Source organism: Leptospira interrogans, assembly GCF_900156205.1.
GTDB classification, from domain to species: Bacteria; Spirochaetota; Leptospiria; order Leptospirales; family Leptospiraceae; genus Leptospira; species Leptospira interrogans.
In genome coordinates this window covers 188,810-204,554 of sequence record NZ_FTNA01000003.1, presented here as the reverse complement: position 1 = coordinate 204,554, position 15,745 = coordinate 188,810, and the positions used below count along the sequence as shown (strand labels likewise).

General features: G+C 35.3%; 12 protein-coding genes and 1 tRNA gene. 5 read left to right on the top strand and 8 right to left on the bottom strand.

Annotated features, from left to right (window positions below; all coding sequences use genetic code 11):
* Positions 1-60: 60 nt before the first annotated feature.
* From mtaB to BW942_RS03910, 5 genes are all read right to left on the bottom strand, one after another.
* Positions 61-1,374, bottom strand: a complete 1,314-nt coding sequence (gene mtaB / locus BW942_RS03930; RefSeq protein WP_000555988.1) for a tRNA (N(6)-L-threonylcarbamoyladenosine(37)-C(2))-methylthiotransferase MtaB — start codon at positions 1,372-1,374, stop codon at positions 61-63.
* Positions 1,355-2,269, bottom strand: coding sequence for a tetratricopeptide repeat protein (locus BW942_RS03925; RefSeq protein ID WP_000599558.1), 915 nt, complete (start codon positions 2,267-2,269; stop codon positions 1,355-1,357). Before BW942_RS03925 ends, mtaB begins: the two co-directional genes overlap by 20 nt.
* 216 nt (positions 2,270-2,485) lie before the next feature.
* Positions 2,486-2,911, bottom strand: a complete 426-nt coding sequence (locus tag BW942_RS03920; protein ID WP_001121994.1) for a hypothetical protein — start codon at positions 2,909-2,911, stop codon at positions 2,486-2,488.
* A 2-nt stretch (positions 2,912-2,913) separates the two neighbouring features.
* Complete coding sequence (locus BW942_RS03915) at positions 2,914-5,454, bottom strand: ATP-dependent Clp protease ATP-binding subunit (protein WP_017861729.1); 2,541 nt, start codon at positions 5,452-5,454, stop codon at positions 2,914-2,916.
* A 144-nt stretch (positions 5,455-5,598) separates the two neighbouring features.
* A complete protein-coding gene (locus tag BW942_RS03910; protein ID WP_001987099.1) occupies positions 5,599-6,384 on the bottom strand; it encodes an ATP--guanido phosphotransferase in 786 nt (261 codons plus the stop codon).
* Positions 6,385-8,018: 1,634 nt separating this feature from the next.
* On the opposite strand from BW942_RS03910, the gene BW942_RS03895 reads away from it, so the two are divergent.
* The 4 genes from BW942_RS03895 to BW942_RS03880 all read left to right on the top strand — a co-directional run bounded on the left by BW942_RS03895 (position 8,019) and on the right by BW942_RS03880 (position 11,168).
* A complete protein-coding gene (locus BW942_RS03895; RefSeq protein WP_001053455.1) occupies positions 8,019-8,597 on the top strand; it encodes a tyrosine-type recombinase/integrase in 579 nt (192 codons plus the stop codon).
* A 64-nt stretch (positions 8,598-8,661) separates the two neighbouring features.
* Entirely contained in the window at positions 8,662-8,997 is a 336-nt protein-coding gene (locus BW942_RS03890; protein WP_000404111.1) for an STAS domain-containing protein, read from the top strand.
* Positions 8,998-9,024: 27 nt separating this feature from the next.
* Entirely contained in the window at positions 9,025-10,521 is a 1,497-nt protein-coding gene (locus BW942_RS03885) for an ArnT family glycosyltransferase (RefSeq protein ID WP_000506554.1), read from the top strand.
* Positions 10,518-11,168: an SGNH/GDSL hydrolase family protein gene (locus BW942_RS03880; protein ID WP_000844347.1), complete on the top strand. Its 651-nt coding sequence runs from the start codon at positions 10,518-10,520 to the stop codon at positions 11,166-11,168. The genes BW942_RS03885 and BW942_RS03880 overlap by 4 nt, the downstream gene beginning before the upstream one ends.
* Before the next feature lie 643 nt (positions 11,169-11,811).
* On the opposite strand, the gene BW942_RS03875 is transcribed toward BW942_RS03880, so the two are convergent.
* Positions 11,812-12,873: an NHL repeat-containing protein gene (locus BW942_RS03875; protein WP_000917839.1), complete on the bottom strand. Its 1,062-nt coding sequence runs from the start codon at positions 12,871-12,873 to the stop codon at positions 11,812-11,814.
* Positions 12,874-13,022: 149 nt separating this feature from the next.
* Between BW942_RS03875 and BW942_RS03870 the strand changes: the two genes are divergently transcribed.
* Complete coding sequence (locus BW942_RS03870) at positions 13,023-13,280, top strand: LIMLP_16025 family protein (RefSeq protein WP_000428739.1); 258 nt, start codon at positions 13,023-13,025, stop codon at positions 13,278-13,280.
* A 1,535-nt stretch (positions 13,281-14,815) separates the two neighbouring features.
* Here the strand turns inward: BW942_RS03870 and BW942_RS03865 are convergent.
* Positions 14,816-14,887 (bottom strand) — tRNA-Pro (locus tag BW942_RS03865).
* Between the two features lie 257 nt (positions 14,888-15,144).
* A complete protein-coding gene (gene sixA / locus BW942_RS03860) occupies positions 15,145-15,627 on the bottom strand; it encodes a phosphohistidine phosphatase SixA (RefSeq protein WP_000691324.1) in 483 nt (160 codons plus the stop codon).
* Positions 15,628-15,745: the final 118 nt, after the last annotated feature.

Genomic DNA, 15,745 nt, shown 5'->3' with positions numbered 1-15,745 from the left:
GAGCCAAAATTAAAAATCAGGTTAACTAATAGTTTAGTAAATGATAATAAATATTCCGATCTAACGAAACACACGTCCGATAAACGTTCCCTCTTTATCCGCTTCGGGTTCGTATTGCAGAAGTTTTACGTTCAAAAACTGACCCACTTTGAGATTTTTCAGCTCGGTGTCGGAAAGTTTTACTTTGAGATAATTGTCCGTAACCGCAATTCCACCTTGTTCTAAAATTGCTTCTCGAACCTTTTCAATTTCGGATAACGCGTATTTTTGATGTAACTCTCTCGACAAAGAGTTGAGTGTGTGAACTCTTTCCTTTTTGATCTCTTTACTAACCGAATCCGGAAATGTTTCGGCTAATGTATTTCTTCTTACGGAAAAAGGAAATGTATGGATTTTAGCAAAACCTAGATCGCGAATCATAGAAACACTGTCTTGAAACATTTCTTCGGTTTCGCCAGGAAAACCTACGATAATGTCGGTTCCCAAAAACAAATTTGGAATTTTTTCTTTAGCAATTTCTACACGTTTTCGAAAAGTCTCTGGAGTATAAGTACGTTTCATTTTCTTTAGAATTTCGGAGTTTCCACTTTGTAACGGAATATGGAGAAATGGAGTAAAACGAGGGTGAGTCATCAGCTCTACTAATTCATTTCCTACGTCAGGAGGTTCGATAGAAGAAATTCGAATTCTTGAATATTCTAAAATATTTAATATTTCTCCAAGGATCTTGTTAAATGCTTTTTTATTTTCGGAGTCTCGATACCAACCTAGATTGACACCAGTCAAAACGATTTCACCGACTCCGTTATCTTGTAGAAATCGAACCTGATCTAAAACGTCTTGATAATTCCGGCTGACTCCCAGTCCACGTGCCTGGGGAATTTTACAATAAGAACATTTACGATTACAACCGTCTTGGATTTTTAGATAAGCACGTGTATGACCGTTCGGTAAAACGTCCGAGTAAGAAAAACGATCAAAAATTTTTCCGACGAGTTCGCTTTCTTCGATCAATCCTCTCTTTTCGAGAATCATCGCGGGGAGTTTGGACTTTTCCGTATTTCCTACAACTCCGGCTACACCTGGAATTGCTTCGATGGATTCTCGATCGGTTTCCGCGTAACAACCAGTGACCCATATTTGAGAACCTGGAAATTTTTTAATCGCGTTTCGAATCGTATTTCTATTTTTAGAATCCGCTTTATTGGTTACCGTACACGTATTGATGATCACTACTTCAGGATGTTCTTCCGATTTTGCAGAACGATAACCGTGTTTTGAAAGAGAGGCAAATAAACCGTCTGACTCGAAAAAATTGAGTCTACAACCTAGAGTGTTAAAAAGAACAGTTTGTTCAGCTATTGGAGAATGCATTGAGTTTGGCTTCGATTCTTTTTAGGTTATTTTTAAAATGAGAATTTTCAGGTTCTAGTTTTAAGGCAGATTCAATCTGTTCTTTTGCGGAATTCAAAAAATTCTTAGCGTTTCCATATTTGCCTTTTTTATTTTCCTGATTGGAAGCTTTCTCGTAAACTAAAGCTAGATTGTTCAACACGTTTGCGTTATTCGGAACAAGAGAGTTCGCCCATTTCAAACTGACTTCCGCTTTTTCAATATTTCCAAGATAATAATAAATCTGTCCTTCTAAAACCAAGGGACGATAGTCGTTGGAATCTTCGGCCTTTAATTTTTCGGTGATGTTCAAAGCATCTCTTGCTTTACCGTTATAAAGAAGAGCCGTTCCAAAAAGAAGACGTATGTCTTTATTCCTCGGATTGAGTTCATACGCGCGAGCGATTACTAATAAACCGTCGTCTTCTCTTCCGTTGTTTAAAAGAAATCTAGAATAATCTAAACTGACCGCTGGATCTCCCGGTTTCATTGAAAGAGCCTCGGACCAATGTGAACCTGCGGACTTAATTCTTCCCAAAGCAAAATGACAGTGCCCCGCGAGGTAATGTGTTTCGTAAGAACGTTTTCCTTGTTCATGTAAAACTCGAATAATCTCAAGAGATTTCTCGTAGTTTTTGGTTTCGAATTCTTTCAGAGCAATAGAATAATCTTCGTTTGTTTGAGCCAGTAGAAGGGGAGAATGAGTTAGAACCAATAGGCTCAGTAAAAGAAATAAGAATTGATTCCTAAAGGAATAAAAAATGCCGCCTTTGATACCTGACGTTTTGTTTTCGATCAATCGATTTTTAGATTTTAGTAATGAAGATGAAAATCGAGACGTACGGTTATAAGACTGGCCTTCGTGGTCTAATATCATTGATAAAAAGTTTATCCTAAAATTAAAAATATGTGGGAACTCATACGAGAACTTCCAAGCGAAAAAGTTGTTTAAAACCATAAAAGGAAACTGAGGAGGTTGGATCTGTAGAAATTTCTGCCAAGTTGTTTTTAGATTTTGGAACAAATTTAAGACTAGGGTGTATTGTAAAAATCGAAACTTGCAAATTGACATTCTGGTACTCTTCTAAAATTTTTAGGCGGTCATACTCATAGACTTCGCATTAATACAATCAATAAGAGAATGAAACGGTTCCACAGGATCAATATAAACAATGATACTTGGATACTTTTGCATCAGAAAATGTTCAATCTGTTCTTCGGAAAGAACGACCTGATTTTCCATTTCAAGAACAGGAAGACCGTCCGCATTTCGATAGATGGAATATTCTTCCTGACCGATAAAATCAGTCAAAAGCATATATCCAGAGCCGTAATAAACTCCGCCTTGAAAGTAATACTTATAAAAGACTCGTACTTCGGGAAGAAATAAATCAGGATAAAAAACGCAGAGAGAAATTTTCTCGATCCCTGCAATGGTTCTGATTTTCCTAAGATGAAACCAAATCTTCCGAATCAGAAGATAGGAAATCAGAATCAATACAGGGATGAGTATAGGCATCCTTAAACTAAGGCAATTTCTTCCGACCTTTCAGGATTGCCGGAAGAATTGTCGTTCCCTCCGGTTTTAGGATCAACCGGTTTATAGTCAGTCCACGGAGTTTCTAGGAATTCAAGTTTGCCTTCTTTAAAATCGATTTCGATTTTTGTAGGTTCCTTGTAAGCGCCTTTGAGAGTTTGAACCGCCATGTGATCTTCCAACTCTCTTTGGAAAACTCTTCTAAGAGGTCTCGCTCCAAATTTCTCGTCGTAGCCAATATCCATGATATGATTTTTTGCCGCTTGAGTAATGGAAATTTGAATCGTTTTTCCATGAAGCCTTTTGTTCGTATCGGTCACCATAATATCTATGATGGACATGATGTTTTCTTTGGTGAGAGATCCGAAGTAAATGACTTCGTCGACACGGTTTAAGAATTCTGGGTTGAAATATTTTTTCAATTGATCCCTGGTTTGATCAGACTTGTATTTCAACGCTTCATCTTTACGATCTTCAAATCCAAGTCTTCCTCCGGCTTGAATTTCTTTTGCGCCTATGTTGGAAGTCATGATGATGATCGTATCTCTGAAATTGACTTTTCGTCCTTTCGTATCGGTTAAGTTTCCTTCTTCCATAATCTGGAGTAGAATGTTGAAAATGTCGTGATGAGCTTTTTCAATCTCATCCAAAAGGATGATGGAATAAGGTCTTTTTCTAACAAATTCGGTCAGTTGACCTCCGTCGTCATAACCTACATAGCCTGGAGGAGCTCCGATTAAACGGCTTACTGCGTGAGGTTCCATGTATTCAGACATATCTACACGAAGCATTGCGTCGTCGTTGCCGAATAGAAAGTTTGCGAGAGCTTTTGCCAGTTCTGTCTTACCCACACCGGTCGGTCCCAAGAAAATAAAAGAACCGGTAGGGCGTCTTTCACTCTTAAAACCAGTTCTAGCGCGACGAACTGCTTTTGCGATTTTTTCGATTGCTTCGGCTTGACCTACGACTCGTTTTTTCAACTCTTCTTCTAAACGAAGTAGTTTATCGGATTCGGATTCTTCCATTTTTTCCAAAGGAATACCGGTCCATAAAGAAATTACTGAGAGAATATCGTCTTCTTCGATATTAACCGCAAAGTCTTCCATCTTCTCTTGCCAAGAACGAAGTTTTTCTTCCATTGCTTGTTTTTTACGATTCACTTCGTCTCGAACGCCAGCTGCTTTTTCGTATTCTTGAGCACGGACCAGTTCTTCTTTTTTAGAAGCAAGAGATTTGATTTCTTCTTCCAGATCCTTGATCGTTTGTGGACGAGCACAATTCGCCAAACGCGCTTTAGCTCCTGCTTCGTCGATAATATCAATCGCTTTGTCAGGTAGATAACGATCGTTGATATATCTATGAGAAAGTTTTACGGATTGTTCCAAAGCCTTATCAGAATATCTCACCTTATGATGAGTTTCGTAAGCTTTTTTGAGTCCTTGTAAAATTTGGATCGCATCGTCTACGGAAGGTTCCGCCACTTTCACGACTTGGAATCTTCTTTCTAATGCGGAATCTTTTTCGATGTATTTTCTATATTCAGCGCTTGTAGTGGCACCGATACATTGTAATTCTCCTCTTGCTAAAGCAGGTTTGAGAATATTAGCAGCATCCACAGCCCCTTCCGCTGCACCGGCTCCGATCAGAGTATGAAGTTCATCTATAAAGATGATGATATTCGTGGAAGAAGTAATTTCTTTCATGATCTTTTTCAGACGTTCTTCAAATTCTCCCCTGTATTTAGTTCCAGCGATCAAAGACGCAAGATCCAAAGAAAGAACTCTTTTCTCAAATAAAAGATCAGGAACACTTTTTTCTACGATCGCAAGAGCCAAACCTTCTACGATTGCGGTTTTACCGACTCCGGATTCTCCTACTAGAACGGGGTTGTTCTTGGTTTTTCTGGAAAGAATTTGAATCACTCTTTGTATTTCAGTAGCCCTTCCTACAACTGGATCTAACTTTTTGTCTCTTGCAAGTTGAGTTAAATCCCGAGCAAATTCATCCAAGATGGGAGTTTTGGTTTTTTCCTGACGAGGTTGAGGACCTGATTGTGTAGTGGAACTTACACCTACGGAACTCGTAGGAGGAGCTCCGAGCAAACGCAAGATTTCGCTTTTTATAACATTATAATTTACGCTAAAAGAATAAAGAGCTCCACCTGCAATGTTATTATTATCTCTAAGCAATGCAAGAAGGATGTGTTCCGTTCCCACATAGTTATGTTTGAGACGTTTTGCCTCTTCTTTGGAGAGTTCAATGATTTTTTGATAACGATCTTGACCACCGGCTACGTCCATGAGCAAGGCTCCGGACGCTTCCCGCGTTCTTCTTTCTACCTCTTTACGCAATTCATTGAGGTTAATGTTGAGGTTGTTCAGGATTTTGATAGCGACCGAATCTTCTTCTTTCAGAAGACCAAGCAGAATGTGCTCTGGTCCGATATAATCGCTACCAAGACGCTTCGCCTCATCCTGAGCAATCTCGTTGATGACTCTTTTAGCTCTTTTTGTAAATTCCAGCATATCAGCGCCTTTGTATTTTGATTTTTAATGATTAGACTGAATTCGCTTTGAAATTCCCACCTAAGTGGGAACCAGATCATTGATTTTAATTTAAGTATCGGAACGTTTTCAAAAAAGAAGCGGAAGTTAGTTTAAATTCCGGGCTTAGGCTGGTTCCACCTGTAAGGCTAAATAATAAACTAAATTTAAAAAGGAATTTTTTTGAGAAAGAGCAAAATTTTTCAGATAAAAAACGACAAATTCGGATGAATTTTCGAGATAAAATTCTAAAAATCCGGGTATTTTAAAAGAAGCGTTTTTTCGATTTTCCCAAGATTTTGTAGAGAGTTTAAAACTGATTTTGATTCCAGTACCTGCGTTCGTAGGACAGGACGTGACATAACCTAATTCAGGATCATAGTCAAAATCGTTTTGATTTTCTAGTTTTTCTAAAGGAGAATTTTCAATTTGTCGGAATAGTTCGGAAACGGTAGAAGCTGTAACTTCCCAACGAATATGTTCTTCATCTCCGAAAAAAAAATTTCCTTCTCCCCAAGAGATTTGTTGGGGGAGTTCTTCGGTTTTAAGGAGAGTTGGGTTTACTTGTAGAGTATGAGTTAAGAATTCTCTGAGAATTTGGGTCGGGACTCCGGCGGCAATTGGATAAATTCTGCCAGAAAGGTTGCGGCCGATTCTTAATCTGTATGTAAATGGAGAAGAAATCTGATCTAGTTCTATAATTTTTTCTGATTCAGAAAGAGATTCAAATCGAAGAAAAGTCTCAAATTCTTGACCCTGCAAAAATCGAGAAGAAATCATAAAGTCTTTTTGTCTTATGTGAGTTTGGTATTCTTTTCGAAATAATTTGAGACAATGAATACAACCGATCTTTCCTTTTTGATTCCAGATGGTTCGATTCGTTCCACAATAGATACAGGTTTCGGAAGACATAGAATATTTTTTCAAAAAAATTCTACTACCTTTTTATATCCAATCTTTCTTGTTGAATTAATGATTTTGTTTTGCTTAACTTTGTAGCACTATAAATTTTGAGATACTATTCAGACTCATGTTGTGTTGAACTTATTTAAAAATTTAGAATGTAGGATCTCCTTCAAAACAGCTGAAAATTCCGGGATAGATATAATTTTCGAAAACTTCTGTATCTTTGGTAAAAACTTTGAGTGCTATTTTTATAGGTCCAAGTAAGTTTGTGTTTAGGCGAAAAATCCGAACAATTGTTCAACGTCTTAAATCGATTGTAAATCTAAGTTTGAGTGATTTGAGTTTATCGTGAACTAGATTGTCTAAAGTTTGGGTTTACTTTTGTGGAATGTGATTTTTAGTTCAATTTTCTTTCAGAACTAAAACCGTTTTTTCAGAATTTGTTTCCATGTAGGAACTTGTATTAGGAACTTCAAAGAAACTATTATTTGACGTGAGTTTTTGTCGTAAGGATTTATGATTCGTTTTTCTGAAAAAGTTGAAGTCTTGAACTTTGCAGATCGATTCCTGAAATGTGGGAACTACCATGAATCACGGTTTTAAAAACAAATTCTAAAATTGTAGGGACTTATACTTTTAGAAAATTCTTTTTCAACTGAATTCAAGTTCTTTAAGAATTCGTAATGCGATGGATTTCTGTGGGAACTTTCACAAAATTAAGAGCTTGTCTTATAACCCTGAGTTTCTCGTTCGTTTTGCAGAAAAACCTTGTTGAAGTACAGTAGCTACTATAGATTATGTTCGCATCACGTAGATAAAACGTTCTTTAGGCCTTCTCAATTTGTATAAGAACTCTAACTTTTTCAAATTAAAAAGATTCTTATCTTATAGACTTTTAAAATTCTAATTCTCGAAATGAAGTAATTCTTACAATCAGAAGATTTAAAAACGAATCAAGGATTTCTAATGCTGGGTTCACATTCATTTATTACTCGGACATATCAAAACAATACTATCTTGAACTTGTTTTAAAAATTAGAATGTGGTATCTACCACAAAAAAGCCCAAAATCTAGGTTAGGCGTAGTTTTTTGAGAACCTTTGTATCCTCTTCATTAATTTTAGGTACTATTTTCATATGTCCAGGTAGTAAAAATTCATAAAGAGACGTAATTTGTGAAAACTAATCCACATTGTGGCTAAACTGTAGGATACTTTTATAGAGTTCTAACTAAATGGTGACTTTATCCGGAGATCTGTCGAGACGATAGTTTTCCTTTAGGTTTTGTAAATGGTTTCTCAAGAAATTTAATTAGATTTTTAGAGAAAATTATAAGTTTATTATAAAAAGAAAATTGAAAGTTATTTTTTGATTTTGAATATTCCGGAATAGAATATTTAACATTTTTTGAATATTCATAAAATTTGTTATATGGTTGGAAATATTTTCTTGATTCGATCAAAAAAAGATTTTATTATCGTTGTTTTTGAACGATATATGAAAAACCTAAATAGAACTTCTATAAATAGCCCTTTTATCTTATGATAATCAAAAAACGGTGATTTCATTCAGTAATTTGATAAGAAGATTGTTGGGTTTTATAGAGATTCCTTAAGTTGAAACAGGAGAGATCTTTATTTATGAATCTGAGAAAAACGAATCCGGAAAATGAAGAATATAAAAATATACTTACAGATTTAGAAATAAGAAGTTTGATAAATGCAAGCAGAGATAAACCTGATCATTTTGTTCGGATTCGATTTCTGATCATGTTTGGACTAAAACCGGAAGAACTGATTTCTATACGTTGTGGAGATGTTGATTTAGAAAATCAATTATTGATGGTTCGAGGAGATCGAGGGAGAAAAGATAGACATCTAAAGATTTCTCCTTTTTTACTTGGAGATTTTTACGGAACGGTTCGACATAAAAATCCAGAAGAATATCTATTTCCTGGAAGAAATGGAAAGTTGCATCCTAAAACGATTCAAAAATTTTTCGAAAAATTAGAACATAAAACTGGGATTCAAGTGAGTTGTTCTAAAATTCGAGAGACAATTGCAGTTCGATTGAGTTCTCGAGGGTTTTCAATTCAATTTATTGCGGACTTTCTTGGGTTAAAAACAAGACGAGCCGTTTACCAATTGATTGGGAAAAAATCGAAGTCGAAAGCGGTAAAAAAATTTTCTTTAGATGAAATTCTGGATATTGAAACTTAAAAATGAGTTGTAAACGCGTTTCGAAAACTTAAGTTAGTCCTAATACTCCAAAAGGAAGCCATCTTTGGAAATCAAAACGAAAAAGATCGGTAAACATACTCTGGTAGCACTCAACGGCAGGCTGGATATTGGACATTCAGACGAAGTAGAAGCGAAGTTACTAGATGACGTTCAATCCGGGCAGGGTGATATTTTAATCAACCTGGAAAATATTTCTTACATTTCATCTTCGGGGATTCGTATCTTTGTAGGTATGGTAAGAGAATTGGAAAAGCAGGGAAGGAAATTGAAGCTTTGTTGTATCACTCCGCCTGTAAAAAAAGTATTTGATGTAGTCGAATTGCTGGATCTGTTTGAAGTTTACGAAACAGAAAGTTCCGCTCTCGATTCACTTGCCTAAAGTCCGGGTTTGCCCCGGATTATCTCCTTGGGTTTTATGTCCCGTTTTCTTCCCGCCAAGACAATTACTTGGTTTGCTCTGGTTATTTTAGTCTTTTTTTTTCTATGGACTTCATATAACGATCGGCTTGAGTTTCCTCCTGTTTGGCCGGATGAAGTGTTATTTTTTTCTCCTTCTCAAGATTTTGCAGAGTTTGGGACTGTTCGAACTCAGGTTTTAGAAGGATTGATTCCTGGAATGGAAGAAGTAACTTTATGGATGCCGCCGTTGTATTTTTTTTCGGGCGGTTTTTGGATGAAGTATGTTTTTCCGGGAATTGTAGGACTTCGGCTATATACCCTTGTAGTCGCGGCAGTTTGTATTTTTATTTTTTGTGGAATCTTACTTAGAATTGGATTCTCTTCTTTGTCCGCTTTGTTTTCCTGTTTGTTACTTGTTACAGATCTTTTGTTTTTGAGAGTAGGGACGATGGCAAGGATGGAAACTCTTTGTTTGTTCTTTGCGTTAACAAGTTTATTTTGTATAGTCCGAACCGCCTTAGATGAAATTCCAAAACCTGTTGGGAAAATAGAATCTTTGTTCTCCGGAATTTTTTTAGGACTTTCTTTTTTATCTCATCCATTCGGTTCTGTGTTTGGAATTCCGTCCTTGTATCTTCTTTGGAAAAGGAAATCATTATTTTCTATTTTGTTTTGGATAGGAGGAATGATTCCGATCCTGGTTTGGGTTGTTTGGTTATTACCTCATTGGGATTTATTTCTATTTCAGTTTGGATTGCAATTTGGTAGGAAAAAGGAACTTTTCTCTGTCTTTTCAATTTTAACTAAGATCAAAATTTTAATCGGAGGATATGAAAATCCGGGAGTCAGAATATTATTTTATATTTTTCTTTTGGCGGGAATCGGAATCAACCAAAGATTACTCAAGGAAAAGAAGGAACAATTTTTATTTCTATTAATTTGGATTTTAGGAACTGTTGTGTTCTTATTTTTATCAACAGAATTTTATTATGTGATGTATCTTACTCTGCCACTTTCTGCGTTAGGCGGAATACTTCTGGAGGAATCGGATCGAAAGAGGGTGATCTATGTAGGTTCCGGGTTATTATTTTGTAACCTGATTGTGTTGTTTTTAGCGTATCGGAAAGTTGGTTTTATCAATCCTGAATTTGATCTGGGGAAAAAATTTTCAGAAGAAATTGCTGCGGAGTTGAAGTATTCTAAAAAAGTTTATCTTCAAGCGATCCCTGATCCGTATTTCTATTTAAAAGAAAAATATCCCAATCAAAAAATTTTAGAATTTATTCCGGGAGAACTACCAATTCCTCCAGAAATGTTTGTGAACACTTTGGATACTATTGATACTTTTGTTTTTAGTGAAGGTACTAAACGGAACGAAAATGTTGAAAATTATCTGAAAGAAAACGCATCTTCTTTTTATAAGAGAAGTATATCGGTCTCACCTTCTACAACCAGAAAACTAATACGTGCTCAGGCAGAAATTTATCTTCGGAAAAAAAAATGAAATCTTATATATGTAGTAAAATTTTTAAATTTCATAATATTCTGTTTTTCTTATTGATTTCCTGTGTAGGAAAAGAAGGCGAACAACATGGGCTTTCTTCTTTATTGCCTTTGGTCAGTCCTCTTTTGAAGGTAGGAATCATAGGAGATTCTTTGTCCCAGAGATCGGACGGGTTTGGCTTGAGAGAAAAATTAGGATCTAGATTTACCATCACGGATTATTCCGTTTCGGGAATGGACGTTCCCGGTTGTACTCATATGATTGGATCCGTTTTGACGGAACGCCAAGATTTATTAATTTTAGAATTGGGGACAAACGACGCGATTCCGGGTTCTATCGATCAATTTCCTGAAAATTACGAAACTCTTCTTAGTTCTATTCAAGCTCGTAGTAACTCTATAATCTTAGTGACGATTTTACCACCTACGATCAATCCCGGTTATCGAGAGAACATTTTTCGGATCAATTCTTATCTAAAAAGTTTAGGTTCGAGATATCCGATCACGGATGTGGAATCGGTTTTTTTAGAAAAAGAAAAGTCTGTTTCTTTGTATTCGCAAACGGATCCAGTTCATCCAAATCCGGTCGGATATGATTTAATGGGAACCGCTTATGCGGATACGATTCTTAAATTCTACTTTAAATAAACGGGAGCTCGGCGTATAAAAATTTCTCTATAAGTAATAATTTCCGTCAAGGATCCTTTTTTATAAATTTTAGAATTTTTGAATATAATAGAGTTATTGAAAAATTCCGCAGTTCAAATTAACAAAACTGTTTCAATCGTCTATTTCAATGAAATAGAAACGGATGGGAAATTAATTTTTTAATAACTCTATTGTTGAAAAGTTGAGTCAGGTAGTTTTTGGCTTTGTGAGAAAGTTGTGTTGTGGCGATGTCTACAAAAGATAGAGGAACTTCATATACAAAGAATGGTGTCGCATCTACGATCCTCCTTACAGTAAATAGAATAGTAAAACAACGTGAATTTGATATAAGAGATTCGTTTTATAAAAACCTGACTTTTTCGTAAAAAATGAATGAGGAATTCCCACCAGAAGTTATATGATAAAGTAATCATTTAACGTGAGTTTGGCGTAAGGAACGCATGATTCTGAAACAAGTTGGAATCTGAGAGCGCCCATAGAAGTGAAGATGCTTTAGTCCCACAAGAATGTGAAAACTCATACAAAAATTATAATGTTAGTAAGTAGTAAAACAAAAAGTGTTAGTCTCTGTGGAGCTAACACCTTTTGTTGGGAATTCAGGATGGACTTGAAATTTATTGTTTTAATCAGAATTACTATATTCACAATTTAGAATATATGGATTGAATACCTGAGCTATATACAATCTTCCTTCGAAGGGGATTGCAGTACTTCCGGCCGAAATTAAATCTCCTGAATTAGCAAACACTTCCTGAAAGGTTCCGTCTGAAGAAATTCGAAATACTATTGTTGGCGATAGATATTCTGGATTGCCTATGTGTCTTAGAAATTGATACCCAGAGCCATGGGTGACCGCAAAAATTCTACCTTTTGAATCTATTTCTAGATTATCTGGACCAAAATTAATTAGAATCCTTTTCGGTTTTCCAAGTATTGGTTTTCCCTGTTCTCTGCGAATTTGAAATTGAAATACACTTTGATCCATATAACCGGATCGATATAAAAATTCGTTTCCTTGGGAATCTTTTGTATATAAAATTCCGTTTCCGAAAGAAAGAGGATTCCCCAGATTTGACCAAGTTTTACCGTCGTAGTAGGAAATTTCTGAGCGTTTGATTTGAAACAAATCATCCCAGAGATACCTTAGGATATTGCCTTTTCCATGATCATTGGAAAGATAAATTTCATTTTCTGATACTACTGAAAGATCGTTCGGATTTGTTAATAATGGGTCCGTAAGAGTCCCTACATGGAACCATTCTTTCCCTTTTCGTTCAAAAATTTCGATTGTATGAATCTTAAAAAATTCTGGGTGAGAAATGACGTAAAGTCTGTAAGTATTTTTGGTTTTAAGAAGGCTGATTCCGTGAGGTCGAAATTCAGAAGGATATTTTACCAAAATTTCTTCAGGGGTCGCAGATGGATTTTTCAAATCGATCTTAAAAATTTTTCCGGTTTGGTTTTTAATTCTTCTTTCGTGGCTTGAAATATATAAAATTTTTTCTTCCCGATCGATTGCTAAATCTTCGGGACCTGGAAGCCCTTCGATTTTTTTGCAGTCCGCTCCAGAAGGACCACTGGGGTTAATTTCTACTCCACAATTGAAAAGTCCAAAGATGATAAATAAAATCATTCCTAACAAGGAAAGTAAGTAATTCTCACTTTTTTCTGTCTGTTTTAACAAGATGTGTTGCCATATCCTTTTTAAATCCTATGAACTACTAAAAGGTAGGGAGATAGGTAAGAAAAAAAGGAAAAAAGTATTTGCTATTTTTATGCACTGCACAAAAATAGAAGATGAGATCCTCGAAAGCAAACTGAGGTAAGTTGTATATGGAAAATAAAAGATTAAATGACATAATCAACGTAGGGATCGGAGCCGTTCAGACATCTCGCGAGATTTTTGATAAACTCGTAGATGAATTGAATGAAGGCAAAGAGAAGATCGAAGCAAGATTCGATCAATTAAAAACACAGGGTGAAAAAGATATGAGCGATAATGCTCTGAAGTTAAAAGTCAATTTAGCTTGGGGGCTGGTTCGTTTCGAAGAGATTCGAGATAATATCCTCAATCATTTTATCAAAAAATAGGTTTTTGCTAAACTTTTTTGTTCTCTGGATTTTAAGAAAATACGTTCCGATTAAATTCGCGTTCTTGAGAGCCTTCTTCCTGAGTTTTTCGGGAAGAAGGAATTTCTTAAATAAAGTTTTACACATTCAGATATTGAATTTATCCCAAAACCTCGACAAGTATCATCGAGTACTTCTTTAGAAATTCCTAATAAAGCGCTGGAGTTCCCACAAATTACATCGGATCTGGACGTTTCGTACTTTTTAGTAAGTTAAATCATTGGTAATCCCGCAAGTTTTTTATTTTAACGTGAATTCGGTGTAAGAAAATCCGGGCAAATCCACCTGCTACGAGTAAGCTGGACCGGACTTCTCAGTTCTGGTCAATAAATTGTATATAGAAAACAGGATATAACAATTGTCTTTAGTTTCAATTTATTATAGAACGCGATTTTTCGAGCGCCATAGAAGCGAGCCGGCTTTAGTTTGAAAGAGCATTCTACTGAGTTCCTCTCGCATTGATTTCTTTCGCGGTTATACCAAATTCACGTTATTTAATGTAAGTTTGTTCATAATTCATTTTTCTGAAAAAAGTTGGAATCTGAACTCTATAGATTGATTCTTTAAATGTGGGAACTCTCACAAATCACGATTTTACGAATAAATTCTAAAGTTGTAGGAACTACTACCTTTAGAAAATTTTTACTCGCGCCGAACCTGCATTAAAATGGGATTTAAATTTTGACGATGGCCGCAAAACAGTGGTTTTGCGCAGAAATCCGATTGGACGATGATTCTTTTTGTATTTTTTACTAATCTCTATAAAATTGAGTACCGTTAATTTTATCATAAAACACCGATTCCATACAAAATATTAAGTACTTTATTATATAGTTATGAGTAATAAATAGTTCCCACAATTTTCAAAGTTTAGCTGTAAATTCACGATTTGTGAGAGTTCCCACATCTATTTTTTTACGAAAAAATTGACCTAAGATAAAATGGATTTTTCCGCGAACTTACGTTATTTTACTGTTTTAAATCTAAAAACTGAGCGCTCTCGATTTTAAAAAGAAATACTGCATAAAATGAATCCATTATTCAATGGGACCTCGATAAAAGAGTTTTTATGATAGCCGTAATAACGGCGATTTTATGAAGAAATTCAATTTTACTGTTTCTTATAAAATTAAATACCATAAATTTCTATTCCGAACTCTGTTTAAATCAAAAGTATTGAGCGCTCTACGATTGGTTATCAGTAATAAAGTTTTTGAAAAATAAATTCCCTATCTGTTTCGTGGGAACTATCGATTGAAGCAGTTTTGTTAAACTAAATTATGAAATTTTTCAACAGCTTTAATTATTTGTTTTGGATTTTTTAAAGGTTTCCAAAAATGAAAACTCTGTGAACACAGAAGTAAATTAGAAAAGTAGTATATTTTATTTTTCTAAATCAATTAAAAAAATGATTTTGTTTCGATAAGAATCGTTTTACAGATAATTTTAAGGCGGGTTTTTGCCAAAAAGTTTTAATAAATATAAGATTTTGAATCTCGGAGTGACTGGATTCGAACCAGCGACCCCTTCCCCCCCAGAGAAGTGCGCTACCACTGCGCTACACCCCGATTCTTTCTATAACAGTAAGAATTTCTCAAAAGCCTCTTCTGTAAACTTAAAAAAGAATAAGCCTCTACGTAATGGATTACTATAAATTTTGGGATCAAGCCCTGTTTAGAGAAAGAGTTTCGACATTCTATGAGTAGAGTTTTTAAAAAATTAATTCTCCTATTTATTTCATAAAATGGTAGATTGAAACATTTTTGTTAATCGGCAACTATGAAATTTTTTAACAACTCTATTGTGATTTCTGAAACAGAAAAAATTAACAAAGAAAGTCCGGACAAACAAACCAAATGATTTGACCGTCGTGGAATTTTTCTCTTGGAACATTGATTGCAAGTGCGGAACCTGGAGAAAAAAGAAAACTTTTTCCAACTCCGCTAATTCCTAAAAGTTTTTCTGCAAATATGGAAACGTCTGGGCTATGTCCTACTAAAAGAATTGTATCAGAGTTCGAATATTCTCGAATCATCGGACAAACCCGAGACATATCTTGACCTGCTTCTAAATAATTTAATGATTCTGTTTCTTGTTCGGGTTGAAGAATGTCCGTATAAATTTTCGCGGTGTTTTTTGTTCTTTCGTAAGGACTGTGATAGATCTTTGTGATTTTGAAACCAGTTTTAAAAAAGTTTCCCATCTTTCGTACATCCGCTTCTCCTTTCGCTGTAAGCGGTCTTGAACGATCTGTTCCATCTAGAGAAGTTGTTTCTGCTTCTCCATGTCTTGCAATTATAATCTTCATTTCTTATAGAGAATTGACAGAGAATGATTCCTAAAAAATCATTGAGCCTTCTTTAATTGGAACCTAAACAGGGTCCAATTAAATTATGTTCTTCCGATTGTCTCCAAAATTGTACATA